Genomic DNA, 25,594 nt, shown 5'->3' with positions numbered 1-25,594 from the left:
GCCGCGGACACGGGGGCCTCGGGGGTGCGTCGCGGCGCGCTCAGGCGGCGGGCTTGCCGGGCTGGTCGTGGGTGGAGCAGTGGATGCCGCCGCCGCCCGAGGCGATCGTGTCGATCGCGACCGGCACGACCTCCCGCCCGGGGAAGTGCTCCAGCAGGATGGCGCGGGCCCGGTCGTCGGCCTTGCGGTCCCCGAACCTGGGCATGAGGACGGCGTCGTTGGCGACGTAGAAATTGGCGTAGGTCGACACGAAGTCGTCACCCTGCCCCGTGATCCTGTCCAGGTCGGGCTGTGGCAGATCGATGATCTCCAGACGGCGGCCGCGGGCGTCCGTGGCCTTCGACAGGACGGTTTTCGCCTGGTCGGCCGAGCGCGACCAGGAGTCCGGCGGACTGCCCGGGAACGCCCGGTCGAGCAGGACCACGCCGGGGGCGGTGAAGCGTACGAGGCTGTCCACGTGGGCGTCCGTGATGTCCTCGCCGCGCACGCCGGCCAGCCAGATCACCTTCTCGACGCCCAGGGTCTGCTTGAGCTCGGCCTCGACCTGGTCCCGGTTCTTGCCGCGGTTGCGGTTGTCGTTGACGATCGAGCTCTCGGTGACCAGCAGGGTGCCCTCGCCGTCGGTCTCGAAGGAGCCGCCCTCGGCGACCAGCGGAGCCTGGACCCGGGGGATCCCGTACTTCTGCAGCAGGAGGCGGCCGACCTGGCCGTCGTTCTTGTGCTCCTGCTTGTTGCCCCAGCCGCTGAAGTTGAAGTCGACACCGACGACCTTGCTGCCCTCCTCCACGAAGACGGGCACGGTGTCACGGGCCCACAGGTCGTCCACGGCGAGCGGGACGACCTCGACCTGGGAGCCCACGGCCCGCTGGGCCGCGTCGGCCTGATCGGGGCGGGCCAGCATGACGACCGCCTCGAACTCCCCGACGGCCCGGGCGATCCGCGCGATGTCCTCGCGCACGTAGCGCAGGTCCTCCTGCCAGACCGAGCCCAGCGCGGGCCAGGCCATGAAGGTGCGGGTGTGGCTCTCCCACTCGGCGCCCAGCCGGCGCCCGGCGCCTGCCGGGGCCGGCTGGGGGGAGCCGTCGGGGGTGGCGGAACGGCGAGCGGCCCCGGAGGGGCCGCAGGCGCTGACGCCGAGGGAGACCGCGCCGAGGCCGGCGAGCGCCTGGAGGGCGCTCCGGCGGGTGGGGGGAAGGTGGGACACGGGAACTCCGATCGTGGACTGGCGGAACACGGGCGTCCGGCCAGGACGGGCGGGGGCGCGGCACGGTCCGACGCGACGCTGGGGCCCTGTGACAAGGGTGCGCGCTCGCACCGTGAACGGCCCGTACATCAGGAGGGGGCGACGGGGCCGCGTGTCACACTGTGCCACTGACTGAATATTCAGTCAACTTTCGACCTGAAGCACTGACGCACATCCGGCCGAACCAAATCCGGATGACGCCGGGCCGTGCCCTTCGGCAGGATCACCGCATGACCCTGCTGCTCCCGCCGCGCCTCACCGCATCCGCCGCCCGGCTCCGCGACGCCGCGCACGCGCGCGGGCTGGACACCGTACGGCTCGACGGATTCGCCGTACCCGAAGGGCTGCGGGCCGCGCATCTGCACGCCGGTCCGCGGTTCGCCGACGCCGTGGCCCCCGCGCTCGGCATCGGGGTGCTGGAGGCGCCGTCCGACTGGCTGGCGCGGCTGCCCCGGGAGTTCACCGGGCGGGAGATCCGGCTGATGCCCATCAGCGAGGCGTACGCACTGCGCCGGCCCGTCTTCGTGAAGTCCCCGAACGACAAGGACATCCCGGCCCTCGTCTACGCCGACGGCTCGCGCCTGCCGGGCCCGGACGCGGTGGATCCGTGGACACCGGTGCTGGTGAGCGATGTCGCGCGGTACACGGCGGAGCACCGGATGTTCCTGCTGGACGGCGCCGTCCACACCGCGAGTCGCTACGCCGAGGACGGCCGTCTCAGCCTGGGCCCCGCCTCCGCGGACGCCCTCGCCTTCGCGGCCGGCCTGCCGTTCCCCACCCTCCCGTCGGCGATCGTCGTGGACGTGGGGCTCGCCGACGGCCGCTGGTCGGTGATCGAGGCGAACGCCGCGTGGGCGAGCGGTACGTACGCCTGCGATCCCCAGCGGGCCCTGGACGTGGTCCTGCGCGCGGCGGCCCCGTTGCCCTCCTTCACCCGGCACGACAGGGAGTTCCTCCGATGATCCTCATGCGGCCCGTCCTGGACGTCACGGACGGGGGCGGCGAGCTCCTGGTCCTGTCCGGCGACCGGATCGGGTCCGCTGGACGCGGAGTTCCGGATCGCCACCGGGTAGGAACGGAAGGGCGGGGCGCCCGAAGACGCCCCGCCCCTTGGACCAGTGGTAGCGCCGGGGTCAGCCCTTGTCGGGGCGGTCCGTGACGCGCAGCGAGTTCAGCAGGGGTTTGCCGAAGCCGCTGTGGGTGACGAAGCGGACGTTGAGGACTCCGTCCGTGACCGTGACCGTGTAGGTGCGGGTCAGGGCCGTGTAGGTGCCCGCCTCCAGGGAGACGTCGAGGGAGGGCAGTACCTGGGCGTTCTCCGCGAGGACGTCGAAGACGCGCTTGTTCGGCTTGGTGGAGGAGAGCTCCGCGAAGCCCAGTTCCACGGTGTAGGTGCCGTTCGGCACGTTGTCGAAGCGGTACTCGTACATGCCCTCACGGGCGTTGCGGAAGAGCTTCTGGTCGCTCGTGCCCGCGATGGTGCGGTTGGTGGACTCGACCGATCCGCTGCCCTGGTAACCGTACGAGCCCGTCGTGTACTTCCGGTCGGGTGACCAGCCGTCGCCCAGCGAGTCCGTGCTCGCGTTCGTGGAGCCCGCGTCCAGGGCGACCTGGTAGCGCGGGACCACGAGCTTGACGGGAACCGTGAGCACCGGGGTACGACCGCTGGCCGAGGTGATCCTCAGGTCGGCCGTGAGCACGGTGCCCGGGGTCAGGCCCGTGGTGTCCACCGCCAGGGCGAGCGGGGCCTTCCCGCCCGTCGGGAGGTCTCCCGAGCCCGGGGTCACCGTCAGCCAGGCCGCGTCCTCGGCCACCGTGAAGGCCGTGCCCAGGCCCGGGTTGGTGAGGTCGAGGGACCGCGTCCGCTTCTGGCCCGGCGGCAGGACGATCTCCACCGCCGGTTTCGCCGACGTCACCTTGCCGGTGCGCAGGGACCGCGTCACCTGAGTGACGTCGGCCGCCTTGACGTCGACGGTGGCCGTGACGGGTTCGTACTGCGCCGCGGTGAGGACGAGTTCGCGTGCGCCCGACGGGCTCTGGACCACGTACCCGCCGTCGGCGGCCGTGGTGGCCGAGACTGCCGCGGCTCCGGTGCCGAGGGTCACGGTGGCTCCGGCGACGCCGTTGCCGTCGTTCGCGTCGAGCACCCGGCCCGCCACCACACCGCTCTTGGTGGTGCGGAAGGCGATGGACAGCCCGTCCGTGATGACGGGCGCGTTGAAGGAGTACTTGAAGGCGTCGGTGCCGGTCGCGTTCTCCACGCCGACGGTGGCCGTGGAGCCGCCCTTGATGCCGGGGCCGCCGGTGCCCTTGTAGGAGTACCGCACGGTGCCGTCCTCGCCGACCGCCGCGGAGAAGGAGAACGTGTCGGACTGCGCCGACCAGTGCGAGACCTGGCGCCATTCGATGACGTAACTGCGGTGCGGGGCGGTGCCGGTGACCGAGGTGAAGACTCCCGATCCGCTGCCGGCGGCGCCGACGACCAGGTCGTCCCAGAACGGGTACAGCGCCGCGTTGGGCGTGGCCGCGCTCGGGATGTCCCCGTTGATGTCGCCGGTGTTGTTCCCGCCGAAGCTCACGGTGCCGTTGGTCCCGATCCAGGCCTGCCCGTACGTCTTGCCGTACAGCGGCAGCGGGAAGGGCAGGTCGACGCGCTCGGTGGTGTTGTCACCGGTCAGCGCGAGCTGCCGGTCCCCCACCTGGTACGGGCTGCCGTCCGAGATCGCGCAGGCGTATCCGTAGCCGTCGGTGCGTTCGGGCAGGTTCACCGCGACGGTGGTGTCCCCGGCGACGGTGACCCTGGCCGTGCCGGCGGTGAGGCAGCGCGAGGAGTGGGTGGCGGTCACGTCGTACGTGCCGTGCGGCAGGGTGACCTCGAAGCGGCCCTGCGCGTCGGTGGTGGCGGTCACCGGGGTGTCGGCGATCGTGACGGTGGCGCCGGCCAGCGGGCCCGCGGCCGAGGAGACCGTGCCGGTGAGCTTCCCGGAGGCGGCCTGGGTGAGCGTCAGGTCGCCGGTGGCGGTCGCGTTCTCGGTCACCGTCACGGTCGCGCCCTGCTGCCCGTAGCCGAACTTCGACGCGGTGAGCACGTAGTCGCCCACGGACAGGGAGGGGAAGCGGTACGTGCCGTCGGCCGCGGTGGTCGTCGTACGGTCGATCGGGCCGTGGGCCACGATCTTCACACCGGCGACGGGCTGTCCGTCGGCGCGTACGGTGCCGCCGAGGCTACCGATCGCGCCGCGCGGGGCGGCGGTGACGGCCGCGAGGGCGTCGAGCTTGCCCTCACCGAAGACATTGTTGTTGGCGATGGTGCCGCCGCACTGGCTGCTGTCGGCGTCCAGCGCGGTACCGTCCAGCAGGGCGGTGGTCTGTGCGATGTCGCCTTCGAGGGCGGGCGCCGCGGACCAGATCAGGGCCACGGTCGCGGCCGTGTGCGGCGAGGCCATGGAGGTGCCGGAGAAGGATTCGTAGGCGCCGCCGGGGACGGAGGAGCGCACGTTCACGCCGGGAGCCGCGATGTTCGGCTTGACGATCCCGCCGGGGCCCGCGCCGCGCGAGGAGAACGAGGCGATCGCGCCGTTGATGTCGAAGGCACCGGAGCTGTAGGAGTTCGCGTAGTCCCCGGGCGAGCCGCTGGTGGTGCAGCCGGGGCCGGAGTTGCCGTTCGAGAAGGCCGGGAAGATGCCGGCGGCGCGCCAGGTGTCGACGATCTGCTGGTACCAGGCGTCGCCGCCCGTACCGCCCCAGGAGTTGTTGACGATGTGCGGGGCCAGATCGGGGCGCGGGTTCTGCCCGTTGAGGTCGGTCGGGGCGACGATCCACTGGCCTGCGGCCAGCAGCGAGGCCTCGGAGCAGGAGCTGGCCTCACAGCCCTTGGCGGCGATCCACTTCGCTCCCGGGGCCACACCGATCTTGTTGGCGCCGCCGTCGTCGCCGACCATGGTGCCCATCGTGTGGGTTCCGTGGTCGTTGTTGTCGCACGGGGCCGCGGTGGGGCAGACCCCGGCCGGGTCGAACCAGTTGTAGTTGTGGTCGTAGGTGCCGTCCGCGTTCTTGCCGCGGTACTGGTTGGCCACCGCCGGGTGCGTGTAGTCGACGCCGCTGTCGATGTTGGCGATGACGATGCCCTCGCCGCGCACGCCCAGCTGGTCCCAGACCTGGGGTGCCTTGATCTGGTCGATGTTCCACTCGACGGCGTCGGCCGCGGCCTTCTCACGCTTGCCGTCCGCGGGCTTCGGCAGGGCGATCTTGTCGTCGGCGTCGATCCGGGAGACCTCGGGGCGCTGGGCCAGGGCCCCGGCGAGCTTCTCGGTGCCGACGACGCGGACCGCGTTCACGATCCAGTACGAGGTGTACTCGGCCTTGGCGCCGTCGAGGGCTTTGATCACCTCGGTCTGGCTGCGCGCCGCGTGGTCCCTCTTCAGTCGCAGAACCGTTTCTGCCTTCGCGGTGCGGGTCTGCTGCCCGCCCGCGGAGGTGAGGTCCGCGGCGCTGTTGAGGTACACCCAGAAGACGGCCTTGGCCGAGCCGTCGAGCTGGGCGCGGAGACTCGGTTCGATCTTGCGCTCGGCCGCGCCCGGGGTTGGCCCGGGGTCGGGGGCCGCCGCGGCGACGCCCGCGCCGAGGGGCAGGAGCAGGGCCGCGGCGAGCGCGGTCAGCGCGGCGCGCACGGGTCGTAATCGTGCGCGCGAGCGTGAGTGGGGGGTTCGTCGGCTGGTGCGTTGTGCCACGTGTGGTCTCCTCGTACGCCGTGGATAGGCCGTGTGGAAAGGGTGTGTGTGACGTGCGCGGGTCATGGTGCGGGAGGTGTCATGCGCAGTACAAGAGGGCCTAATGAGCCGTCCTTGGGCCGCCGGGTGGCCGTTCCCGGCCAGGCGGGCCAGCCTGGGGGAATGACCGCCCCCGTTCCGCCACCGCCCTCCCCCGGGGTGCGGCTCGGGACCGCGCAGGGCCGCTGGATCGTGCTGACCACCGTGCTCGGATCCGCCATGGCCCTGCTCGACTCCACGGTGGTCAACGTCGCGCTGCCCCGTATCGGCCGGGACCTCGACGCCGATCTGGCCGTGCTCCAGTGGACGGTCAACGCCTACCTGCTGACCCTCGCGGGCCTGATCCTCGTCGGCGGGGCGCTCGGGGACCGGTTCGGACGGCGCCGGATCTTCGTGCTCGGTGTCGTGTGGTTCGCGGTCGGCTCCCTGCTGTGCGGCATCGCACCGAACGCCGGGGTGCTCATCGCCGCGCGCGCCCTGCAGGGCGTCGGCGGGGCGCTGCTGACGCCCGGTTCCCTCGCGCTGATCCAGGGGTCGATCCATCCCGAGGACCGGTCCCGGGCGGTGGGGCTGTGGTCCGGGTTCGGCGGGGTGGGCGCGGCCGTGGGGCCGTTCCTGGGCGGCTGGCTGGTGGACGGGCCCGGCTGGCGCTGGGTGTTCCTGCTGAACGTGCCGGTGGCCGCGCTGTGCGTCCCGGTCGCGCTGCGGCACGTACCGGAATCCCGGGACCCGCACGCGCACGGGCGGTTCGACGTGGCCGGGGCCGTCCTCGGCGCGGCCTCCCTCGCCCTGCTGACCTACGCGCTCATCGAGGCCCGCCCCGGCACGGCCCTGGTGGTGGGTGCGGCCGTCGGCGGTGTACTGCTGGCCGCGGTGTTCGTCGTGGTGGAGCGGCGCCGCGCCGATCCGATGGTGCCGCCGGACATCTTCGCCTCGCGCCAGTTCACCGCCGTCAACCTGGTCACCCTGTGCGTGTACGCGGCCTTCGGCGGTTTCTTCTTCCTGGTGGTGCTCCAGCTCCAGGTGGTGTCGGGCTACTCCGCGCTGGCCGCCGGGGGCGCCCTGCTGCCCACCACGGCCCTGATGCTGCTGCTGTCGGCCCGCTCGGCGCAGTTCGGGGAGCGGATCGGCCCGCGGATCCCGCTGACCGTGGGACCGCTGCTGTGCGCGGCGGGGATGCTGCTGATGCTGCGGGTGGGCCCGGAGGCCTCGTACGTACGGGACGTGCTGCCGGCGCTGCTCGTCATGGGCATGGGCATGGTGACCCTGGTGGCTCCGCTGACGGCGACGGTCCTGTCCTCGGTGGACCCCGGCCGGGCGGGGCTGGCCAGCGGCATCAACAATGCGGCCGCGCGCGCCGCCGGGCTCCTCGCGGTGGCCGGACTGCCGCTGCTGGCCGGGATGGGACCGGACTCCTACCTCTCCGCCGGCGCCTTCGACGCGGCGTTCGGACGGGCGATGCCCTGGTGCGCGGGGGTGCTGGTGGCCGGAGCCGCCGTGGCGTGGACGACCGTACGCTCCCCGGTGCCCGGGGCCTGCCACCCGCAGTGCCGTACGAACTGCGCGGTGACCGCCCCGCCGCTCGAACCCCCTGGAGCGGCGGAGCGGTGATCACGGGGCGCTACCAGGGGCTGGGCGCCGGCGGGACGACGACCGGCGGGCGGTCGTCGCAGGTGATGGTGTTGGGCAGTTCCCAGCCGGCGAGCCAGGGGCCCGTCGTGCCGCCGCCGTCGTTGCCGCCCCGGTCGACGAAGGTGAACTCCGAGCCGGTGGCCGGGAAGTTGAAGGAGCCGCAGTTGTTCACGCCGACGGCCCCGACGCCCCGGGCGTCCACGTTCTCGAAGCTCGCCGAGCCGGCCGCCCGCGCGCTGACCACGGAGGTGCCGGTGCCGTCGACCCGGACGTCCTTGAAGTGGACGTTCTCGATGCGGACCTTGTCCTTGACCGGCCAGTCGCTGACCAGCATGACGGCGTTGTAGGTGCTGTCGAGGAAGGAGTTGCCGGTGACCTGGATGTCGGCCCGGTCGATGCTGCGGTCCAGGGCGTAGAACCAGATGGCGCCGAGCCCGATCTTCCAGTTCAGTTCGTACGTGCCCGCGCGCGCGGTGGTGTTGCCGGCGATCCGGAGGTTCCCGGTGAAGGGCTCGGCGCCGAAGCGGGAGCCGACGTGCAGGGCGCTGCCCTCGCGGACCGGGTCGGCGACGAGGTTGCCGGTGACGGTGGTGTCGGCGCCGCCGTAGATCGCGATGCCGTTGGCCAGGGTGGGGCTCTGCACGGTGTTGCGGTCGAAGGTGTTGCGGGCGTTCGCCGTCCTCTCCGACCACATCGCGAGGCCGTCGTCGCCCGTGTTGCGGACGAAGTTGTCCTGGACGAGGGAGTCGGTGACTCCGGTGTGGAGGTTGAGGCCGTCGGCGATCTGGTCGGTGATGACGTTGCGGGTGACCTTCACGCCGCTCATCGGACCGTCGAACCAGAGGCCCACCTTGGTGTGGTGGATGTAGAGGGAGTCGATGGTGGAGTCGCTCATCGCGCCGCCGACGCCGTTGACCTGGTCGGTGTCCACGCGTTCGCGGACGTCGCCCTCGACGGCGAAGCGGGAGAGGTGCACGCCGCGGCTGCCGCCGTCGGCGGCCTCCTTGCCGTAGAAGCCGACACCCTTGCCCCTGACCGTGGTGTACCAGCTGCCCGCGCCGGTGATCGTGACCCCGTCCACGACGATGTGGCGGTTCACCTGGTAGGTGCCGGGCGGCAGGTACACCGGGAGCCGGCTCCGCCTGGCGAAGGCGACGGCCCGGTCGATGGCGTCGGCGGAGTCGCTGCGGCCGGTCGGGTCGGCGCCGAAGAGCAGGGCATTGGCGGCGACCGCCTCCACGTGCGGGGCGCCGACACGCTGCGAGTCGAGCAGGTCGATCACGGTCCAGGCGGCGGGGCTCGCGGTCGGGACGGTGAACCGGATCTTGTCGCCGGCCCGGTAGGTGCGGCCCAGCAGCAGCCGCTGCTCGTCGTACATGTGGGTGGGCCGGAACGGCTTGTCGATGACCGGGGCGGGGGAGGTGGCCGCGGGGACGCAGCCGCACTCGGTGATCCACCAGTCGGGGTGCAGCAGGTCGGCCCGGGGATCGTTGCTGAAGGGGTACTGGTTGTACAGCCAGGAGTACTGCGAGGTCAGCGTCATGGAGCGGCGGTTCTTACCGTTCACGGTGACGTCGAGCGGGGCGGTGATGCCGCCGCCCGCCGGGGCGTCGGGGAGGCTGTAGCGAACGGTGACCGCGTCGGCGGCGGCGGGCAGCGTGAACTCCACGTACTGGCCCGGGGCCAGCTTCACGGCCTTGCGGCCGGAGGCCTCGGCGGGGAGGGAGTACGCCGTGCGGTCGGGGCCGATCAGCGTGCCGGAGGTGGCGGCGTTCTCCGCCTCCTGTTCGGCGAAGTCCACGCGGGCGCCGCGGCCCTCGACCAGTGCGGGGTCGAGGGCGGCCCGGGTGACGGCGGCCGGCGCCGCGGGGTCCGCCCCGGCGGGCCGCGCTGCGGCGGCGCCAGCGCCCAGGGCGCCGAGACCGAGGGTGGACGCGGTGATCGCCGCCAGCGCGGCGGCGGTTCTTCTGCGGGCGCTTGGGGGGACGGCTCTTCTAGGGGGCATGGCCGGACAGTAGGACCCCACACACGAACACAGCAAGACTCATACGGGAATATTCTCCATCCTGTCGACTTCTTCCAATCATTCGTGGTGTGGCAGACGTCGACGGCCCGTCCTACCGTGGGAGGGACCGAGGGTCCGGAGGCCGCCATGTGCTGGAGCGCGACGGCGGACCTGACGGCGGGAACCGTCATCACAGCCGTCGGGATCGCGTGCCTGGCCCGGACGCGACGCGTCCGGGACCTGCCCGTCGCGGCGCTCCCCCTGATCCTCGGCGCCCACCAGCTGATCGAGGCCGCCGCCTGGCATTCCGGCGGCGGCTGCGGCCCGGCCACCACGGCCTGGGCGGCGATCGCGCTCCCGCTGCTTCCGGTGTGGGTACCGCTCGGGGTACTGCTCGCCGCCGCGCCGGAGCTCCGGCCCCGGCTGCGGTGGCCCCTGGCCGCCGGACTGGCCACCGGCGCGTACCTCTCGTACTGCCTGGCGACCCGCCCGGTCCGCGCCGAGGTCCGCGGCCACACCCTCGGATACGGCGTGGATGTTCCATGGATGCCGCTGGTTCTTGCGGGCTACCTGTTCGCCACGATCGGCTCCCTACTGATTTCCGGAGACCGCCGGCTCCGCCTCCTCGGCCTCGTCCTGGCCGCCGGAGCCCTCCTCTGCACCCTGCTGTGGCGGCTGGAATTCGCCTCCACCTGGTGCGCCTTCGCGGCGGCCGCCTCGATGCTGACCCTGGTCTGGACCGGCGACCGCGTGCGTTCCCCTTCTGTACACGAGGCCGCCGAACGAGGCGCCCCGTGCCTGTAACACCGACCTGCGCGGGGAACAGAAGCATCCGGCGAAGGTAAAAAGATTCGGCCGCCGACCACGGGCCCACCTTGCGGTTTGTCGCTTTTCGGCCTCTGACCCCGCGGGAAACAGCCACGGCGGAGTGGCTGGGTGCGCCAAGACCCCCCACGCTCCGGTCCGGATGGCGCGCCGTATCGCGTTCGACTTCTGACGTGGCGGATTCGACACGCACGCGCCGCCGGCCGCCCGCCCCGCCCGGGCGCGGTCCGTCACTGCGAGGCCATCGGACATCCACAGCCGGTCGTCATTCCCAGCGTCCGATGGGACCTTCAACACCCCTCCGGGGAGCGCCGATTGGCGCCACACACAGCGGTGACCGGCGAAAGATTCCGCGACGTATCTAGTGACTTCACAAGCACTCAGCAGTAGAACTCGTTCTCATTCCGCCTAGAGTGAGGAAGCTCACATGACCGACAAAGGCCTGCACAAAACATCCTTCAATGGCGTCTCGCGCCGTGGATTCCTGGGTAGAACTGGTTCCATTCTTGGAGCAATGGCCCTCGCGGGCCAGATCGTTCCCTCCCAGGCACAGGCCGCCACGGACGCCGCGACCGCCGCCGGGCCCATCGACAACGGAGCGCACGTACCGGCCCTGGTGATCGGTACCGGGTACGGAGGATCCGTCGCCGCGCTGCGGCTCGCCCAGGCCGGTGTGGACGTCCACATGATCGAGATGGGCATGGCCTGGGACACCCCGGGCTCGGACGGCAAGATCTTCTGCAACACCACCACCCCGGACTACCGCGCCTACTGGCTCCGGACCAGGACCAAGGCGCCCCTGAGCAACTTCCTGGGCTTCCCCATCGACAAGGACGTCCCGCGCTACACCGGCATCCTGGACGCCGAGGAGATGGGCGGGATCATCGTCTACCAGGGCCGCGGCGTCGGCGGAGGCTCCCTGGTCAACGGCGGTATGGCGGTCACCCCGAAGCGCGCGAACTTCGGCTCCGTCCTGCCGTCCGTGGACGCGGACGAGATGTACAACATCTACTACCCGCGCGCCAACGCGGGCCTGGGCGTCGGCCTCATCGACCCGGCCTGGTTCGACACCGTCGACTGCTACCAGTTCGCCCGGGTCGGCCGCAAGCACGCCCAGCGCTCCGGTTTCCCCTTCGTCTTCGTCCCGGACGTGTACGACTGGGACTACATGAAGCAGGAGGCGGCGGGCGCGGTCCCCAAGTCCGCCGTCGCCGGCGAGATCCTCTACGGCAACAACGCCGGCAAGAAGTCCCTCCAGAAGACCTACATCGCCCAGGCCAAGGCCACCGGCAAGGTCACCATCTCGCCCCTGCACAAGGTGACCTCGGTCTCCCAGGCCTCCGGCGGCGGGTACACGGTCGTCATCGACCAGATCAACACCACCGGCGACACCATCGGCACCAAGACCGTCGTCGCGGACAAGGTGTTCTTCGCGGCCGGCAGCGTGGGCACCAGCAAGCTGCTCGTCCGGCTCAAGGCCACCGGCGCACTGCCCAACCTGAACAACGAGATCGGCAAGGGCTGGGGCGACAACGGCAACGTCATGGTCGGCCGGGCCAACCACATGTGGGACGCGACCGGCAAGGTCCAGGCGTCCATCCCCTGCGGCGGCATCGACAACTGGGACGCGGGCGGCGCGTTCGCCGAGGTGGCGCCGCTGCCGACCGGCATCGAGACGTACGCCTCGTTCTACCTGTCGATCACGAAGAACCCGAACCGCGCGGAGTTCACGTACGACCCGGCCTCGGGCGCGGTCAAGCTGAACTGGCAGACGGCGTGGAAGCAGCCGTCCATCGACATGGCCAAGACCATCTTCGACAAGATCAACTCGAAGGAGGGGACGATCTACCGGACCGACCTCTTCGGCACCAACAAGATCTGGGGCGACCACCTCACCTACCACCCGCTGGGCGGCGCGATCCTGAACAAGGCCACCGACAACTACGGCCGTCTGCACGGCTACACCGGCCTGTACGTCATCGACGGCGCGCTGATCCCCGGCAACACCAGCGTCAACCCCTTCGTCACCATCACGGCGCTCGCCGAGCGCAACATCGAGAAGATCATCGCCACCGACATGTAGTGGGCACGCGCGCGGCGCGGCACACGCAACCGGGGCCGTCGGATTCGCCGACGGCCCCGGTTGCGTGTGCGCCCGACCGGCCGCCTCAGTGGCCCGGCAGCACGCACACGCTGTCGAGGCCGAGCACGTGGTTGAGCCGGCCGAAGGCCAGCCAGGACCCGATGCTCATCGTCAGCTCCACGATCTCCACCTGGCTGTAGCGCGCCGTCATCCGCTCCCAGAACTCCTCGTCCAGGCCGTGGTGGTCGAGGCAGTACCGCTCCGCGTACTCCGCCGCCAAGCGCGTGCGCTCGTCGAAGACCTCCGTGGTGCGCCACTCGGTGACGGCCTCGGGAAACTCGTCCTCGACCTTCTCCCCGTCCCGGTCGGTCCGCCAGTCCAGGCAGAAGACGCATCCGTTGATCTGCGCGACGCGCAGTCGCGCCGCCTCGAACTCCCGCAGCCCCAGGGTGGTGTGGGCGTACACCGACAGCGAGAAGTTGGCCGCGGCCATCCCGATGCCGGGTACCAGGTCGCCCCACACGTACTCGATGGGGTGCTGGCCTTGGGGTACGTCGATCCTCATGACTGTTTCCTTCCGAGTTTGCCGACGGCGGGGCGCAGGGGGATGTCCAGGGCGTCGTAGAGCCCCGGTTCGGCCTCCACCAGCCAGTCGATGGCGCCGACGAGGCGGCCCACGGCGGTGGCGTTGCCGCCCGCTGAGCGGTTCTCGCCCTCGTCGGTGGCCTCGATGGTGACCTCGATGTGCGGACGTCCCTCGATGACGACCCGGTGCGCGCCGTCACCGCCGTCGGGCGGGGTGGGCCAGTCCGGGGCGCAGGAGGCGTGGATGCGGGTGACGTGCTCGATGACGATGCGGGGTTCGCCGTCGACGATCCCCTGCACTTCGAAGCGGATGGCGCCCTGGGTGCCGCCCTCGAACTCCCCCATGGTGCGCGTGGTGACGGTGGTGTCGAGGGCGCGGCGCTCCACGGTCTCGCGGATGTCGTCGAGTTCGACGCCGAGTGCGCGGGCCATCATCCGTATCTGTCCGCCCCACACCATGGTCGGGACGGACGGCATGAGCATCATCGGCTCGAAGTCCATGGGCTGGCCCATGCCGATGAGGAAGCGGACCGAGTCCGGCTGGTCGTAGGTGGAGTAGTCGAATATCTCCTGGCAGCGGATGACGTCGATCCTGGTGCCGAGTCCGCTGAGCAGGAGCGGGAGCACGTCGTTGCCCCAGCCGGGGTCGACGCCGGAGGCGAAGAGCGAACCGCCGCCCTCCGCGACCGCGGCGGTCACCGGATCGAGGAACTCCGGTGGCGCGCTGCGGTAGTCGTAGAGCGGGTAGAGGGCCGGGCTGACGACGACGGCCCCGGAACGGATCGCCCGGGTGATGTCGGCGAGTGCGTCGTCGGGGCGGATGTCGCCCGAGGCGGCATAGACGACAGCCTGCGGGCGGGCGGCGAGTACCGCCTCGATGTCGTCGGTGGCCGCGACTCCTACTACGTGGTCGAGTTCGCCGAGTTCACCGGCGTCGCGGCCGATCTTCTCCGGATTGTGGACGATGACGGCGGCCAGTTTCAGGGCCGGATGGGCTTCTACGGCTCGGATGGCCAAACGGCCGACGTTGCCGGTACCCCAGACAACCGTGGAAATCATGCGCGGAGGGTAGCTTCAGGACCTGCAGGTTCCTAGAGTCACGGGCGGAAACTTCGGCCCGCCGTCACTGGTTCTGACCGCCCAGGACGAAGAGCAGGTAGACGAAGAAGGCAAAGAGATGGCCTACGAACAAGTAGGCAATCAGCCGGATGACCAGACCGCGCGGGAATTTCGACTCGATGCGCCGCATTGCGGTCGGCTGGGCCTCAGCGGACGTCTCGGGCCGCTGCTGCTCATTCTGATTCTGGTGCTGCGTCTGGGACATGGAGTGGCGTTCCTCACCTGTGGACTGTGGGCCGCGTGAGCCGTGGGCCGCGTGGACTGTGAGCTGTGAGCTGTCGGCTATCGGTGGTGCGTGGTCGTTCCCGGGCCGCCGCCGAGGCACAGACCGGCGAGGCTGCTCTGCAGCAGGGTGTGGACGAACAGCAGGTCCGCTCCGGTGGCCGAGGCCGCCGCGATCCGGTGCGCGGTGAGCGAGTCGAAGTGCGCGCTGTCGCCGGGCTCCAGCAGGTACTCGCTCTCCCCCAGGTGCAGCCGCAGCCGCCCCTGCAGGACGTACAGCCACTCCTCCCCGGGATGTACGCGGACCAGTTCTCCCTGGCTGCGGCCGTAGGGGACGTGCACGCGCAGGGCCTGCATCCCGCGGCCGGAACCACCGGCCTGCCAGTACGTCCAGCCGTCGGCCTCCCGGGCGCCCGGGCCGCCGGCCCGTACGATGGGATCGGCTACGGCCGGGGTTTCCCCCAGCAGCTCCGAGACCGTCGTGCCGTAAGTGCGGGCGAGTCCGAGCAGCAGCGGCAGGGAGGGCTGGCGCCGGCCGGTCTCCAGCCGCGACAGGTGCGCCGGCGAGAGCCGGGCCCGAGCGGCGGCGGCTTCCAGGGTGAGCCCGGCACGGCGGCGCAGCTCGCGCAGCTGCGGTGCCACGGTGGGCAGCTCGGCGTCGTGGGCGCTGTCGCCGGGAGGTGTCTCGGCCGCGTCGTCGGGGCCGGGGGCAGGACCGGTTGTCATGCCCCGATTGAGCCAGATCCTTACCTGCGTGGCAATCCGCTTTGCCTCCGAGGCAAATCCCGTTTGCTCGGGCCGCCGGGTCTCCACCCGGCCGTGACCGAGGCGTCGCAGGAGCCGCCGCAGGGTCTGCCGCCGGGGCCGCCGGGGCCGCCGCAGGGACCGTCGCCCTCTCACCGGGGGCCGTCTGTTCCGTATCCCGTGCGCCTCAGCGTCTATCCCGGCCCGGTCCGGCGATGGGAACCTGTGCGTGCCGCTCAGCCGAGCGCGGGCGTCCCACATGTGCCCCCGACCTTGTGTGCTGCCCCTTCCGAACCGCCCAAAGGGAGCTCACCGCATGCAGACCCGCTCAACCGTCGACCCGCGCAAACGAGTGGTGTGGGGGACAACCCTCGTCCTGATCGCGGTCACGGCGCTCCTCGGCGTCGCGCCCGGAGCCGCCACGGCGACAACCACCACCGCACCGCCCGTGCCCGCTCTGTCCTGGGGACCCTGCGCCGACGACCGGGGGGACGGTTTCGAGTGCGCGACCGCCCTGGTCCCGCTGGACTACCGCCGGCCCACCGGGCGCACCATCCCGCTCGCCGTCACCCGGCGGCTCGCGGCCGACCCGGCCCACCGCACCGGCGTCCTGGTGCTGCACCCGGGCGGACCCGGCAACTCCGGTGTGGACTTCGCCCGTGACAGCTACGACGCGCTCCCCACCGCCCTCAGCGACTCCTTCGACGTCGTCGGGTACGACATGCGCGGCGTGAAGCGCAGCGGGCAGGTGGAGTGCTGGAACGACAAGGAGTACTCCGCCGCCGTCGACGCGGCGCGCGGCGTGCCCGCCCCGGGAGCGCTGCAACTCGCCGTCCGCCAGGGCCTCGACTTCGCCACCGCCTGTCAACAGCGCTCCGGTGACCTCGTGCCGTTCATCGGCACCGCGTCGAACGCCAAGGACCTGGACCTGCTGCGCCAAGCCCTCGGCGAGGAGACCCTCACCTTCTACGGCCGCTCCTTCGGCAGCTACGTCGGCACCGTCTACGCCGCGCAGTTCCCCCGGCGCGTCCGCGCCATGGTCCTGGACGGGGCCTACGATCCGCGCCGCTACGCCGACGTGCCCTACTCCTACGACGCCGGGCAGTTCGTCGCCCTGGACACGGCGGTCGGCCGGTTCCTCGACTGGTGCGCGCAGAACGCCACCACCTGCGGCTTCGGCGAGGGCAAGCCCCGGCAGGCCTTCGAAGAGCTCAAGCGGTCGCTGGACGCCGACCCGGTCATCACCGCGAGCGGACGCCCGGCCACCGGCTACACGCTGGCCTACCGCCTGATGTTCAACATCAACTCGGGCAAGGAGATCTGGCCCGATCTCGGCGAGGCACTGCGGACGGCCCAGGAACACCGGACCACCTGGCTGCTGAACCCGCCCTCCCCCGCTTCCTTCGACTTCCTCAACGTCAACATGGCCGTCGAGTGCGCCGACCGCGCCTACCCGACCAGCAAGCTGCTCATGGGCGCACTGGTCAGCGCGCATGTCGCCTCGGCGCCTCTGCTGGGACCCCCCATCGGCCTGGGGCCGCCCACCTACGACCACAACCACGCGCCCACCTGCGCCCAGTGGCCGGCCGATCGCCCGAGCCGTTTCGAGGGCTCCTACCGGGCGGCGGGGTCCGCGCCGATCCTGGTCCTCGGCACGACCGGTGACCCGGACACCCCCTACCAGGACGCCGTGGCCCTCGCGGGGACGCTGGACAACGGACGGCTGCTGACCTTCGCCGGTGAAGGACACACCGGCTACAACCGGAGCGCGTGCGTCAGCGCGCTCGTCAACACCTACCTGGCCACCCTGGCCCTGCCCGCCCGGGGCACGGTCTGCGCGGACGAGACGCCCCCGGAGGCACTCGGCCGCCGCGGCACAGCGGTCACCGGGGTCGACGAGACGCGCGATGTGATCCCCACTCTGCGCTGACAACCCCGTTCGTACCGCCGGCCCACCAGACCCCTTGGGGTCTGGTGGGCCGGCGGGCTGTGGGGCAGGCGTCAGCGGTCCGCGCCGGGAACCTCGCCGCTGAGCACCGTGTCCACCGTGTCCGCCTCCTCCGCGCGTTTGTCGGGGCGGTGGCGCAGGACCCGGGCGAAGCGCAGGGCGACGCCGGCCGGGTAGCGGGGGGAGCGCTGCAGGCCGTCGTAGGCGATCTCCACCACCAGCTCGGGGCGGACCCGGACGGTGAAACCGTCGTCCTCGACCGTGAGCCCGGTGAGCCGTTCGGTCTGCCAGCGCAGCATCTCGTCGGTGAGTCCCTTGAAGGTCTTGCCGAGCATCGCGTACGTGCCGTCGGCCGCGCGGGCGCCCAGGTGCAGGTTGGACAGCAGGCCGGTGCGCCGGCCGTGGCCCCGTTCGACGGCGAGCACCACCAGGTCCAGGGTGTGCACCGGTTTCACCTTGAGCCAGTGTTTGCCGCGCCGGCCTGCCGCGTAGGTGGAGTCGAGGGCCTTGAGCATGACGCCCTCGTGCCCCCGGCGCAGGGTCCCGGTCCAGAACTCCTCGGCCTCGGCCGACTGTGCCCGTACGTCCTCGACCACGAGCCGGCGGACCCGGAGCTCCTCCGGGACCAGGGCGGCGAGCGCCGCGTGCCGTTCGCGCACCGGCAGGTCCAGGAGTACGCGTTCCCCCACCACCAGCGCGTCGAAGAAGAAGGGGACGACCGGGAGGGTCCGTCGGGCGGCGGCGACGTCGGTCCGGGAACCGACCCGGCTCGCCACCTCCTGGAACGGCACCGGCCGCCCGTCCACCGGGGACCTCCCGATGACCTCCCCGTCGAGGATGAACCGGTCCCCCGGCAGTGCGCGGGCCAGCTCGGCCACCTCCGGCAGCCGGTCGGTGATCTCGTCGAGGGACCGCGTGTACACGTGTACCTCGTCCCCCTCGCGGTGGACCTGCACCCGGATCCCGTCGAGCTTCTCCTCCACCGCGCACGGCCCGACGGCGGTCAGGGCCTCGGCCACCGAGCCGGCCGTGTTCGCCAGCATCGGCTGTACGGGCTGCCCAACGCGCAGAGTCACATCGTCCAGGGCCGCCGCCCCGTGGGCGAGCACGGCTGCCGCCACCCGGGGCAGGGAGCCTTCGAGCATGGCGGCCCGGCGCAGCGCGGTGGCGGGCACCCCGGCCGCGGCTGCCACGCCCGCCAGGGCCACCGCGTCGAGCGCGCCCTGGCGCACCTCCCCGGAGAGCAGACTGCGCAGGAACCGCTGCTCGGCTTCGGTGGCCGCGCCGAGCAGTTCGTCCAGGATCCGGCGGCGCTCGGCCTGTGCGCCGGTCCCGGCGACGGCGGCGAACCGGGTCACGGCCTCGTCGACGGCGGTAACGGTCAGCGTGGGTTCCCCGGCCGGCGGCGTCTCCCGGGCCAGCGCGCGCCAGCCGATCCCCGGGCGTCCCTGCGGGAGCCGGCCCGCGAGGTAGGAGACCACCAGCGCGGCCTCCTCGGCGGGCGCGGCGGCGAACAGCTCCGCGAGCAGAGCGGTCTTCCCCGACCGCGCGGAAGTCTCACCGACCTCCCGGGACACCCGTGCGACCTCGGCCAACAGCATGCGGCCATCCTCCCGCCCCCCGGCGGCCGGCGCAGCCCGGCGCCTCCAGCCCCGCCGGCGCTCGCCCGCTCCGGTCCCGGTTCCGGCAACCGGGACCGGAGCCGGGCCCCCTGCCCGGGCGGGCCCCGTGTACCGCAACCGCGGTATGCCGACGAGCCGGTGTAGTCCTGGAGGACGTCGACAGTTCAGCCTGCGGGAGCGCGGACGGCGGCAGCCTGGCGTCTAGGGTTCCCGTATGAAGCTCCGACTCCCCCGGCGCCGCAGAAGCCGCCTGCTCGCGGGCGCGGCCGCGCTCGCCGTCGTCGCGGGGGCGGGCACCCTGACGGCCACCGCCGCGGCCGGCAACGCCCCGTCCGTGCACCGCGAGGACCACGTCCTGGACATGCCTGGCGCCGGCATCGACATCTCGTACTTCACCTCCGGGGACGAGCGGGCCGGGAACTCCGGAGAGAAACGTCCCGTCGTCCTCCTCGCCCACGGCTTCGGCGGCAGCAAGGAAGACGTCCGCCCGCAGGCCGAGCGCCTCGCCCGCGACGGGTACGCAGTGCTGACCTGGTCGGCCCGCGGCTTCGGCAGTTCCGGCGGGAAGATCGGGCTGAACGACCCCGACTACGAGGTCAAGGACGTCTCCCGGCTGATCGACTGGGTCGCGGCCCGGCCCGGAGTGCGGCTCGACTCGGCGGGCGATCCCCGTGTCGGCATCGCGGGCGGCTCGTACGGCGGGGCGCTCTCCCTGCTGGCCGCCGGCCACGATCCGCGCGTGGACGCCATCGCCCCCTCGATCACCTACTGGAACCTCGCCGACTCCCTCTTCCCCGACGGGGTCTTCAAGAAGCTGTGGGCGGGTCTCTTCTTCACCACCGGTTCGGCGGGCGGACTCCAGCCCGGCGCTCCGGGCCCGGGCACCACCCCGGGGTCCGCCCCGCGGGCCACCCCGCCCGCACCCGGCTGCGGACGCTTCCAGCCGGAGCTGTGCGCCATGTACGAGCGGGTCGCGGTGGCGGGCCGGCCCGACCCCGAGGCCCGCGCGCTGCTGGAGCGGCGCAGCCCCTCGGCGGTCGGCGGCTCGATCAAGGTGCCGACCCTGATCACGCAGGGCCAGGACGACTCCCTCTTCCCGCTGGACCAGGCCGACGCCATGGCCAGGGCGATCGCCGCCAACGGCGCGCCCGTCTCCGTGGACTGGGCGGCCGGGGGCCACGACGGGGGTATGCGCGAGGCGGACCGGGTCGAGGGCCGGGTGAAGACCTGGTTCGACCGCTACCTCAAGGACGACACCGGAGTGGACACCGGTCCCGCCTTCCGCGTCTCGCGTTCCGGCGGCATCGACTCCACCGACGGCACGGTCACGCTGCGCGGAGCGAGCGGTTCCACCTATCCCGGGCTGCGGTCCGGACCGCGCGAGTTCGCCCTGGCCGGCCGGGAGCAGAGCTTCGGCAACCCCGCCGGCGGAGCCCCGCCCGCGCTGTCCGCGCTGCCGGGCATCGGCGGGCAGCTCGCCGCTCTCGGAGGCGGGCTCTCGCTGGACTTCCCCGGGCAGAACGCCCGCTTCGAATCGGAGCCGCTGGCCGAGGAGACGCGGATCACCGGGACCCCGACCATCACCCTAAAGGTGAGGTCTACGGCTGCGGACGGTTCGGCCGTGCTGTTCGGCAAGGTGTACGACGTCGGCCCCGACGGCCGTCAGCAGGTGCTGCCGAGTCAGCTCGTGGCCCCGGTACGGGTGGAGGACGCACAGCAGGACCGGACCGTCGAGCTGCGGCTGCCCACGATCGACCACGCGGTCGAGGCCGGGCACCGGCTGCGGCTCGTGGTCGCCGCCACCGACCTCGGCTACGCCTCCCCGGCCGTGCCCGCGACCTACACCGTCTCGGCCTCGGGCCCGCTGTCCGTGCCCGTCGCGGACGGGGTGCGTACGGCGGCCGCCGGGCTGCCCGCCTGGATCTGGTGGATGCCGCTCGGGGCGGCGCTGCTGGCCGCGGGGCTGGTGGGGATCCGGAGGACCGGCCGGGGGCCGGGCGGGATGCGGGCGGGCGCACCGCAGCCCGACCTGGCGCTGGCCGACGTACCACTGGAGATCACGGGGCTGACCAAGCGCTATGCCAGGGCGCAGGACCGCTACGCCGTACGGGACCTGTCCTTCCGGGTGGAGAAGGGGCAGGTGCTCGGCCTGCTCGGGCCCAACGGTGCGGGCAAGACCACGACCCTGCGGATGCTGATGGGCCTGATCACTCCGGACGCGGGAGAGATCCGGGTGTTCGGGCACCCGGTGCGGGCCGGCGCTCCGGTGCTGTCGCGGGTCGGGGCGTTCGTGGAGGGCGCCGGCTTCCTGCCGCACCTCACGGGACGCGCCAACCTGGAGCTGTACTGGCAGGCGACGGGCCGTCCGGCCGGGGACTCGCACCTGGAGGAGGCCCTGGAGATCGCCGGGCTCGGCGACGCGCTGGAGCGCGCGGTGCGTACGTACTCGCAGGGCATGCGCCAGCGCCTCGCGATCGCGCAGGCCATGCTCGGTATGCCGGACCTGCTGATCCTCGACGAGCCGACCAACGGTCTGGACCCGCCGCAGATCCGTGAGATGCGTGACGTGATGATCCGGTACGCGGCGGGCGGGCGGACGGTCATCGTCTCCAGCCACCTGCTGTCGGAGGTCGAACAGTCCTGTACGCACTTGGTGGTCATGGACCGCGGCCGTCTCGTGCGGGCGGGTGAGGTCGCCGAGATCACCGGCGGCGGGGACACCCTGCTGGTGACGCTGGCCGGGCCGGTGGACGAGGCGGCGGTCGGGAAGATCGCCGCGCTGGAGGGAGTGGAGTCCGTGGAGAGCGCCGACGACGGGCTGCTCGTACGGCTGGACGGGGCGAGTGCCGCGTGGCTCGTCGCCGAACTCGTACGGCTGGAGGTGCCGGTGTCGGGAGTGGGACCGCACCGGCGGCTGGAGGACGCGTTCCTCACCCTGATCGGAGGTGCGGCATGAGCGCCGTGACGGACGTGGAGAACCGCGTGAGCGGCGCCGGTGGGGTCGCTCCGGGCTACCGGGCGGGCCGGACGCTGCCGCTGCGTGTGGAGGCACTGCGGCAGTGGCGCCGGCGGCGGACGCTGGTGATGGGCGGGATCCTGACGGCGCTGCCGTTCATCCTCATGTTCGCCTTCGCGGTGGGAGGCGGGCCGGGCAGCCGCGACGGCGGCAGCGGCCGCGTCACCCTCATCGACACGGCGACGGCCTCGGGCGCGAACTTCGCTGCCACCTGCCTGTTCGTGTCGGCCGGATTCCTGCTGGTGGTTCCGGTGGCGCTGTTCTGCGGGGACACGGTGGCCTCGGAGGCCAGCTGGTCCTCGCTGCGCTACCTGCTGGCCTCGCCCGTGCCGCGGGCCCGGCTGCTGTGGAGCAAGCTGGTGGTGGCGCTCGGGTTCAGCCTGGCCGCGATGGTGCTGCTGCCGCTGGTGGCGCTGGCAGCGGGTACGGCGGCGTACGGGTGGGGCCCGCTGAAGCTTCCGACGGGCGGCTCGCTGCCCGCCGGGGACACGGTGGGGCGGCTCGCGGTCGCCGTGGCGTTCGTCTTCGTGTCGCAGCTGGTCACGGCCGGGCTGGCGTTCTGGCTTTCGACGCGTACGGACGCGCCGCTGGGCGCGGTGGGCGGGGCGGTCGGGCTGACGATCGTCGGCAACGTCCTGGACGCGGTGACGGCGCTGGGTTCGTGGCGGGAGTTCCTGCCGGCGCACTGGCAGTTCGCGTGGGCCGACGCCTTGCAGCCCCAGTTGGAGTGGGGCGGGATGATCAAGGGTGCGGTGGTGTCGGTGTCGTATGCGCTGGTGCTGTTCGCACTCGCGTTCCGCGGGTTCGCGCGCAAGGACATCACCTCCTGACGTGAGGGGCCCGGCACGCCGGGCCCGTTCGGCCGTCGGGGGCCGACTCGTGGGCACGCGCTCGCGCCTGCCGTCCGACCGGCCCGCGCCGGAGCCCCGGCCCAGCACCCCCGAGGCCGCGTACAAGGCTCTGCGGGACGGCACGACGCTCCCCGGTGACCTGCGGGCGATCCAGAAGGCGCTGGTGCCGGCGTACGACCTGACGGTCAAGGACCCCGGCTCCGACCCGGTCGACACGATGATCCGCAACCAGGTCAAGGTGACGGCGGACGAGCTCCGGGCGAACGCGTACCTCGCACCCATGGTGGAGAAGGGCTCGCTGGCCGTGGTCGGCGCCTACTACTCGCTGGACACCGGCCAGGTGGAGCTCCTCACCGCCGCGCCGGCGGGGGCTCCTTCCGCGATCCCTTCCGCGAGCCCGTCGGCCAGTACGTCGGCCAGTACCTCGGCCAGTTCCTCCGGCAGCGCTTCGCCGAGTGCCTCGCAGAGCCCGTCCGCGAGCGCGAGCGGGTCGCCGACCGGTACGCCCAGTGGCTCGGGGAGCCCGTCGGATTCGGCGTCCCCCTCGGTCAGCGCCACCTGAGGTCGGCCAGCGATTACGGCAGGACCCGTACCGGTGTCCCGTCGAGGAAGGCGAGGATGTCCTCGACGGCGTGTCCGTAGTAGGTGGCGTAGTTGTCCCGTGTCACATAGCCGAGGTGCGGCGTGGCCAGCACGCCCGGGGTCGTGCGCACCGGGTGGTCCGCGGGCAGCGGCTCGATGTCGAAGACGTCGAGGCCCGCGCCCGCGATGCGGCCCGCGCCCACCGCGTCGAGCAGGGCGTCCTGGTCGACGACGGCGGCGCGGGAGGTGTTGACGAGGTACGCGGTCGGCCGCATCAGGGCCAGTTCGGGTGCGCCGATCAGGCCGCGGGTGCGCTCGCCGAGGGCGAGGTGGACGGAGACGAAGTCGCTGCCGGCGAGGAGCTCCTCCTTCGAGGCGGCACGGGTCGCGCCCACTTCCCGGCAGCGTTCCGCGGTGAGGTTCTGGCTCCAGGCCGTCACCTCCATCCCGAAGGCGAGGCCGATCCGGGCGACCCGGCCTCCGATCCTGCCGAGGCCGAGCAGGCCCAGGCGGCGGCCGTGCAGATCGGCGCCGAGCGTCTGCTGCCAGGGGCCGCCGGTACGGAGCCCCGTGCTCTCCCGTACCAACCCCCGGGCAAGGCCCAACAGCAGGGCCCAGGTGTGCTCCACCGGCGGGGTGCTCGCGCTGCCGGTGCCGCATACGGTGATGCCCGCGCGGGCGGCGGCCTCGTAGTCGATGACCGAGTTGCGCATGCCGGAGGCGATGAGCAGCCTGAGCCGCGGCAGGCGCTCCAGCAGGGTGGCGGGGAAGGGCACGCGTTCGCGCAGGGTGACCACGATGTCGAAGTCGGCGAGGCGGGCGGCGAGCGCGTCCTCGTCGGTGAGGTGGTCGGTGTGGGTGACCACCTCCACGCGGCCGGCCAGGGAGGACCAGTCGGCGGATCCGGCGGCGGCCGACTGGTAGTCGTCGATGACCGCGCAGCGCAGGACTCCGGTCACGCGGCGGCCCCCGCCACGGCTTCCACTTCGGCCAGCAGTCCGGCGTCGAGGGGGCGGTCGGCCACGGCGGCGTTGGCGCGCACCTGCTCGGGTGAGGTGGCGCCCGCGATGACGGAGGCACAGGCGGGCTGGGCGGAGAGCCAGCCGATGGCGAGTTCCAGAACGGTGCGGCCGTGCTCGTCGGCGAGCGCGGCGAGCGCCTCCACGACGTCGAGGCGCTCGGCGGTGAGGTAGGCGTCACGGCCTTCGAGGCGGGAGCCGGCGGGCACGGGCGCGCCGCGCCGGATCTTGCCGGTCAGCAGGCCGTTGGCCAGCGGGAAGTACGGGAGGACCCCCACGCCGTAGTGGAGGGCGGCCGGGACGAGCTCGCGCTCCGCCGACCGCTGGAGCAGCGACCATTCGTTCTGGGCCGATACGAAGGGTGCCGCGCCGGTCTCGCGGGCCACGTGGGCGGCTTCGGCGAGCTGCCAGCCGGTGAGGTTGGAGTGCCCGATGTAGCGGACCTTGCCTTCGGTGACGAGCTCGCTGAGCGCGGCGAGGGTCTCTGCGACGGGTACGGCCGGATCGGGGCTGTGGAGCTGGTAGAGGTCGATGTGGTCGGTTTGCAGACGGGTCAGGGACTCCTCGACGGCGCGCCGGACGTAGGCGCGCCCGCCGCGGGAGCCGGCGGCGGGTCCGTAGCCCATGTCCACGCCGTCGTAGCCGAACTTGGTGGCGAGCACGACCTGGTCGCGGCGGCCCTTGAGGGCCTCGCCGAGGTGGGTTTCGGAGCCGCCGCTGCCGCCGTAGATGTCGGCGGTGTCGAGGAGGGTGATGCCCGCGTCGAGCGCGGCGTCGACGACTTCGCGGGTGGCCCGGGCGTCGAGGCGGCCGCCGAAGTTGTTGCAGCCGAGCCCGATCGCGGACACCTGAAGACCTGAATTTCCCAGGGGGAGATAGCGCATGCGTTTCGTTCCTCCGCACTCGTCCGGCACGTGATCGTGATCGACCGAACGGCAGTCTAGGTCTCCCCGGGCCGCCCGCTCCGGGCCGGAGCGGGCGCGCAAGAGGTCCGGCGGCCCCCCGGGCGCGTGCCCTCGGAAGAGGTCGGCGAGCCGTTTCCCTTTGGCCCGGCCCTCGTCCACCGAGCAGACCGCGAGGTCGGGGGCGCTCGCCGCGGCCGCCCCGGGCGGTTCGGCCGTGGCGCAGAAGTTCACACGGTTGCAAAAGACTTCGCGGATGCCTGCGCCGGTGGCCGGGTGACGGCGGCGCCGACGGTGTCGCGCCCTCGTCGGTCGGTCTCCAGGTCGAAGTCCATGGCACGGAAGCGGTCGAGGACCTCGTCGGCCGGCCGAGCCCACTTCCAAGCCATCGGACCGCGCAGCGACGCGGCGGGAGTGATCCCCGCTC

Annotated in this window: 19 protein-coding genes; 8 read left to right on the top strand and 11 right to left on the bottom strand. The window is 72.3% G+C overall.

Annotated elements, in window-relative coordinates:
• Positions 1-40: 40 nt before the first annotated feature.
• On the bottom strand, positions 41-1,204 hold the full coding sequence (locus OG389_RS33895; RefSeq protein ID WP_328302778.1) for an agmatine deiminase family protein: 1,164 nt from the start codon (positions 1,202-1,204) through the stop codon (positions 41-43).
• A gap of 269 nt (positions 1,205-1,473) precedes the next feature.
• On the opposite strand from OG389_RS33895, the gene OG389_RS33890 reads away from it, so the two are divergent.
• A complete protein-coding gene (locus OG389_RS33890; RefSeq protein ID WP_328302776.1) occupies positions 1,474-2,205 on the top strand; it encodes an ATP-grasp domain-containing protein in 732 nt (243 codons plus the stop codon).
• A gap of 171 nt (positions 2,206-2,376) precedes the next feature.
• On the opposite strand, the gene OG389_RS33885 is transcribed toward OG389_RS33890, so the two are convergent.
• Positions 2,377-5,913 carry a S8 family serine peptidase gene (locus OG389_RS33885; RefSeq protein ID WP_328302774.1) on the bottom strand — a complete coding sequence of 1,179 codons (3,537 nt, stop codon included), beginning with the start codon at positions 5,911-5,913 and terminating at the stop codon, positions 2,377-2,379.
• Between the two features lie 222 nt (positions 5,914-6,135).
• On the opposite strand from OG389_RS33885, the gene OG389_RS33880 reads away from it, so the two are divergent.
• Positions 6,136-7,623 carry an MFS transporter gene (locus OG389_RS33880; protein ID WP_328302772.1) on the top strand — a complete coding sequence of 496 codons (1,488 nt, stop codon included), beginning with the start codon at positions 6,136-6,138 and terminating at the stop codon, positions 7,621-7,623.
• Positions 7,624-7,633: 10 nt separating this feature from the next.
• Here the strand turns inward: OG389_RS33880 and OG389_RS33875 are convergent, their stop codons facing one another.
• Positions 7,634-9,649: a glycosyl hydrolase family 28-related protein gene (locus OG389_RS33875; RefSeq protein ID WP_328302770.1), complete on the bottom strand. Its 2,016-nt coding sequence runs from the start codon at positions 9,647-9,649 to the stop codon at positions 7,634-7,636.
• 147 nt (positions 9,650-9,796) lie between these two features.
• Here OG389_RS33875 and OG389_RS33870 point away from each other — a divergent pair, with 147 nt between their 5' ends.
• Positions 9,797-10,453 (top strand): DUF6629 family protein, encoded by a 657-nt coding sequence (locus OG389_RS33870; RefSeq protein ID WP_328304298.1) that lies wholly within the window; start codon positions 9,797-9,799, stop codon positions 10,451-10,453.
• Between the two features lie 448 nt (positions 10,454-10,901).
• Entirely contained in the window at positions 10,902-12,557 is a 1,656-nt protein-coding gene (locus OG389_RS33865; protein WP_328302768.1) for a GMC oxidoreductase, read from the top strand.
• 85 nt (positions 12,558-12,642) lie between these two features.
• On the opposite strand, the gene OG389_RS33860 is transcribed toward OG389_RS33865, so the two are convergent.
• From OG389_RS33860 to OG389_RS33845, 4 genes are all read right to left on the bottom strand, one after another.
• A complete protein-coding gene (locus OG389_RS33860; RefSeq protein WP_328302766.1) occupies positions 12,643-13,122 on the bottom strand; it encodes a carboxymuconolactone decarboxylase family protein in 480 nt (159 codons plus the stop codon).
• Positions 13,119-14,201: an NAD(P)H-dependent amine dehydrogenase family protein gene (locus tag OG389_RS33855; RefSeq protein ID WP_328302764.1), complete on the bottom strand. Its 1,083-nt coding sequence runs from the start codon at positions 14,199-14,201 to the stop codon at positions 13,119-13,121. The genes OG389_RS33860 and OG389_RS33855 overlap by 4 nt, the downstream gene beginning before the upstream one ends.
• Positions 14,202-14,265: 64 nt before the next feature.
• Positions 14,266-14,466, bottom strand: a complete 201-nt coding sequence (locus OG389_RS33850) for a DUF6126 family protein (RefSeq protein WP_328302762.1) — start codon at positions 14,464-14,466, stop codon at positions 14,266-14,268.
• 77 nt (positions 14,467-14,543) lie between these two features.
• A complete protein-coding gene (locus OG389_RS33845) occupies positions 14,544-15,209 on the bottom strand; it encodes a helix-turn-helix domain-containing protein (RefSeq protein WP_328302760.1) in 666 nt (221 codons plus the stop codon).
• 334 nt (positions 15,210-15,543) lie between these two features.
• Between OG389_RS33845 and OG389_RS33840 the strand changes: the two genes are divergently transcribed.
• Positions 15,544-17,157: an alpha/beta hydrolase gene (locus tag OG389_RS33840; RefSeq protein ID WP_328302758.1), complete on the top strand. Its 1,614-nt coding sequence runs from the start codon at positions 15,544-15,546 to the stop codon at positions 17,155-17,157.
• 71 nt (positions 17,158-17,228) lie between these two features.
• Here the strand turns inward: OG389_RS33840 and OG389_RS33835 are convergent, their stop codons facing one another.
• Complete coding sequence (locus OG389_RS33835; protein ID WP_328302756.1) at positions 17,229-18,776, bottom strand: ATP-dependent DNA ligase; 1,548 nt, start codon at positions 18,774-18,776, stop codon at positions 17,229-17,231.
• Positions 18,777-19,011: 235 nt separating this feature from the next.
• Here OG389_RS33835 and OG389_RS33830 point away from each other — a divergent pair, with 235 nt between their 5' ends.
• Genes OG389_RS33830 through OG389_RS33820 form a run of 3 tightly spaced genes read left to right on the top strand, consistent with a single transcriptional unit; the run spans position 19,012 to position 23,226 of the window.
• Positions 19,012-21,753 carry an alpha/beta fold hydrolase gene (locus OG389_RS33830; RefSeq protein WP_328302754.1) on the top strand — a complete coding sequence of 914 codons (2,742 nt, stop codon included), beginning with the start codon at positions 19,012-19,014 and terminating at the stop codon, positions 21,751-21,753.
• Positions 21,750-22,643 carry an ABC transporter permease gene (locus OG389_RS33825; protein ID WP_328302752.1) on the top strand — a complete coding sequence of 298 codons (894 nt, stop codon included), beginning with the start codon at positions 21,750-21,752 and terminating at the stop codon, positions 22,641-22,643. Before OG389_RS33830 ends, OG389_RS33825 begins: the two co-directional genes overlap by 4 nt.
• Positions 22,644-22,692: 49 nt before the next feature.
• Positions 22,693-23,226 carry a carbonic anhydrase gene (locus tag OG389_RS33820; protein WP_328302750.1) on the top strand — a complete coding sequence of 178 codons (534 nt, stop codon included), beginning with the start codon at positions 22,693-22,695 and terminating at the stop codon, positions 23,224-23,226.
• A 13-nt stretch (positions 23,227-23,239) separates the two neighbouring features.
• On the opposite strand, the gene OG389_RS33815 is transcribed toward OG389_RS33820, so the two are convergent.
• The 3 genes from OG389_RS33815 to OG389_RS33805 form a co-directional block, all read right to left on the bottom strand.
• Positions 23,240-24,205: a D-2-hydroxyacid dehydrogenase family protein gene (locus tag OG389_RS33815; protein WP_328302748.1), complete on the bottom strand. Its 966-nt coding sequence runs from the start codon at positions 24,203-24,205 to the stop codon at positions 23,240-23,242.
• On the bottom strand, positions 24,202-25,149 hold the full coding sequence (locus OG389_RS33810) for an aldo/keto reductase (RefSeq protein WP_328302746.1): 948 nt from the start codon (positions 25,147-25,149) through the stop codon (positions 24,202-24,204). The genes OG389_RS33815 and OG389_RS33810 overlap by 4 nt, the downstream gene beginning before the upstream one ends.
• 248 nt (positions 25,150-25,397) lie before the next feature.
• Positions 25,398-25,556: a hypothetical protein gene (locus OG389_RS33805; protein ID WP_328302744.1), complete on the bottom strand. Its 159-nt coding sequence runs from the start codon at positions 25,554-25,556 to the stop codon at positions 25,398-25,400.
• Positions 25,557-25,594: the final 38 nt, after the last annotated feature.

This window comes from Streptomyces sp. NBC_00435, from assembly GCF_036014235.1.
Taxonomy (GTDB): Bacteria; Actinomycetota; Actinomycetes; order Streptomycetales; family Streptomycetaceae; genus Streptomyces.
Note: the sequence above shows the minus strand (reverse complement) of the source record. Positions and strands in the feature narration are given on the sequence as shown.

What these genes read in the sequence shown, in the direction of transcription:
- OG389_RS33890 (WP_328302776.1), top strand. Translation starts at nt 1,474, where the DNA reads ATGACCCTGCTGCTCCCGCCGCGCCTCACCGCATCCGCCGCCCGGCTC.
- OG389_RS33880 (WP_328302772.1), top strand. Translation starts at nt 6,136, where the DNA reads ATGACCGCCCCCGTTCCGCCACCGCCCTCCCCCGGGGTGCGGCTCGGG.
- OG389_RS33875 (WP_328302770.1), bottom strand. Translation starts at nt 9,649, where the DNA reads ATGCCCCCTAGAAGAGCCGTCCCCCCAAGCGCCCGCAGAAGAACCGCC.
- OG389_RS33870 (WP_328304298.1), top strand. Translation starts at nt 9,797, where the DNA reads ATGTGCTGGAGCGCGACGGCGGACCTGACGGCGGGAACCGTCATCACA.
- OG389_RS33865 (WP_328302768.1), top strand. Translation starts at nt 10,902, where the DNA reads ATGACCGACAAAGGCCTGCACAAAACATCCTTCAATGGCGTCTCGCGC.
- OG389_RS33860 (WP_328302766.1), bottom strand. Translation starts at nt 13,122, where the DNA reads ATGAGGATCGACGTACCCCAAGGCCAGCACCCCATCGAGTACGTGTGG.
- OG389_RS33855 (WP_328302764.1), bottom strand. Translation starts at nt 14,201, where the DNA reads ATGATTTCCACGGTTGTCTGGGGTACCGGCAACGTCGGCCGTTTGGCC.
- OG389_RS33850 (WP_328302762.1), bottom strand. Translation starts at nt 14,466, where the DNA reads ATGTCCCAGACGCAGCACCAGAATCAGAATGAGCAGCAGCGGCCCGAG.
- OG389_RS33845 (WP_328302760.1), bottom strand. Translation starts at nt 15,209, where the DNA reads ATGACAACCGGTCCTGCCCCCGGCCCCGACGACGCGGCCGAGACACCT.
- OG389_RS33840 (WP_328302758.1), top strand. Translation starts at nt 15,544, where the DNA reads ATGCAGACCCGCTCAACCGTCGACCCGCGCAAACGAGTGGTGTGGGGG.
- OG389_RS33835 (WP_328302756.1), bottom strand. Translation starts at nt 18,776, where the DNA reads ATGCTGTTGGCCGAGGTCGCACGGGTGTCCCGGGAGGTCGGTGAGACT.
- OG389_RS33830 (WP_328302754.1), top strand. Translation starts at nt 19,012, where the DNA reads ATGAAGCTCCGACTCCCCCGGCGCCGCAGAAGCCGCCTGCTCGCGGGC.
- OG389_RS33825 (WP_328302752.1), top strand. Translation starts at nt 21,750, where the DNA reads ATGAGCGCCGTGACGGACGTGGAGAACCGCGTGAGCGGCGCCGGTGGG.
- OG389_RS33810 (WP_328302746.1), bottom strand. Translation starts at nt 25,149, where the DNA reads ATGCGCTATCTCCCCCTGGGAAATTCAGGTCTTCAGGTGTCCGCGATC.
- OG389_RS33805 (WP_328302744.1), bottom strand. Translation starts at nt 25,556, where the DNA reads ATGGCTTGGAAGTGGGCTCGGCCGGCCGACGAGGTCCTCGACCGCTTC.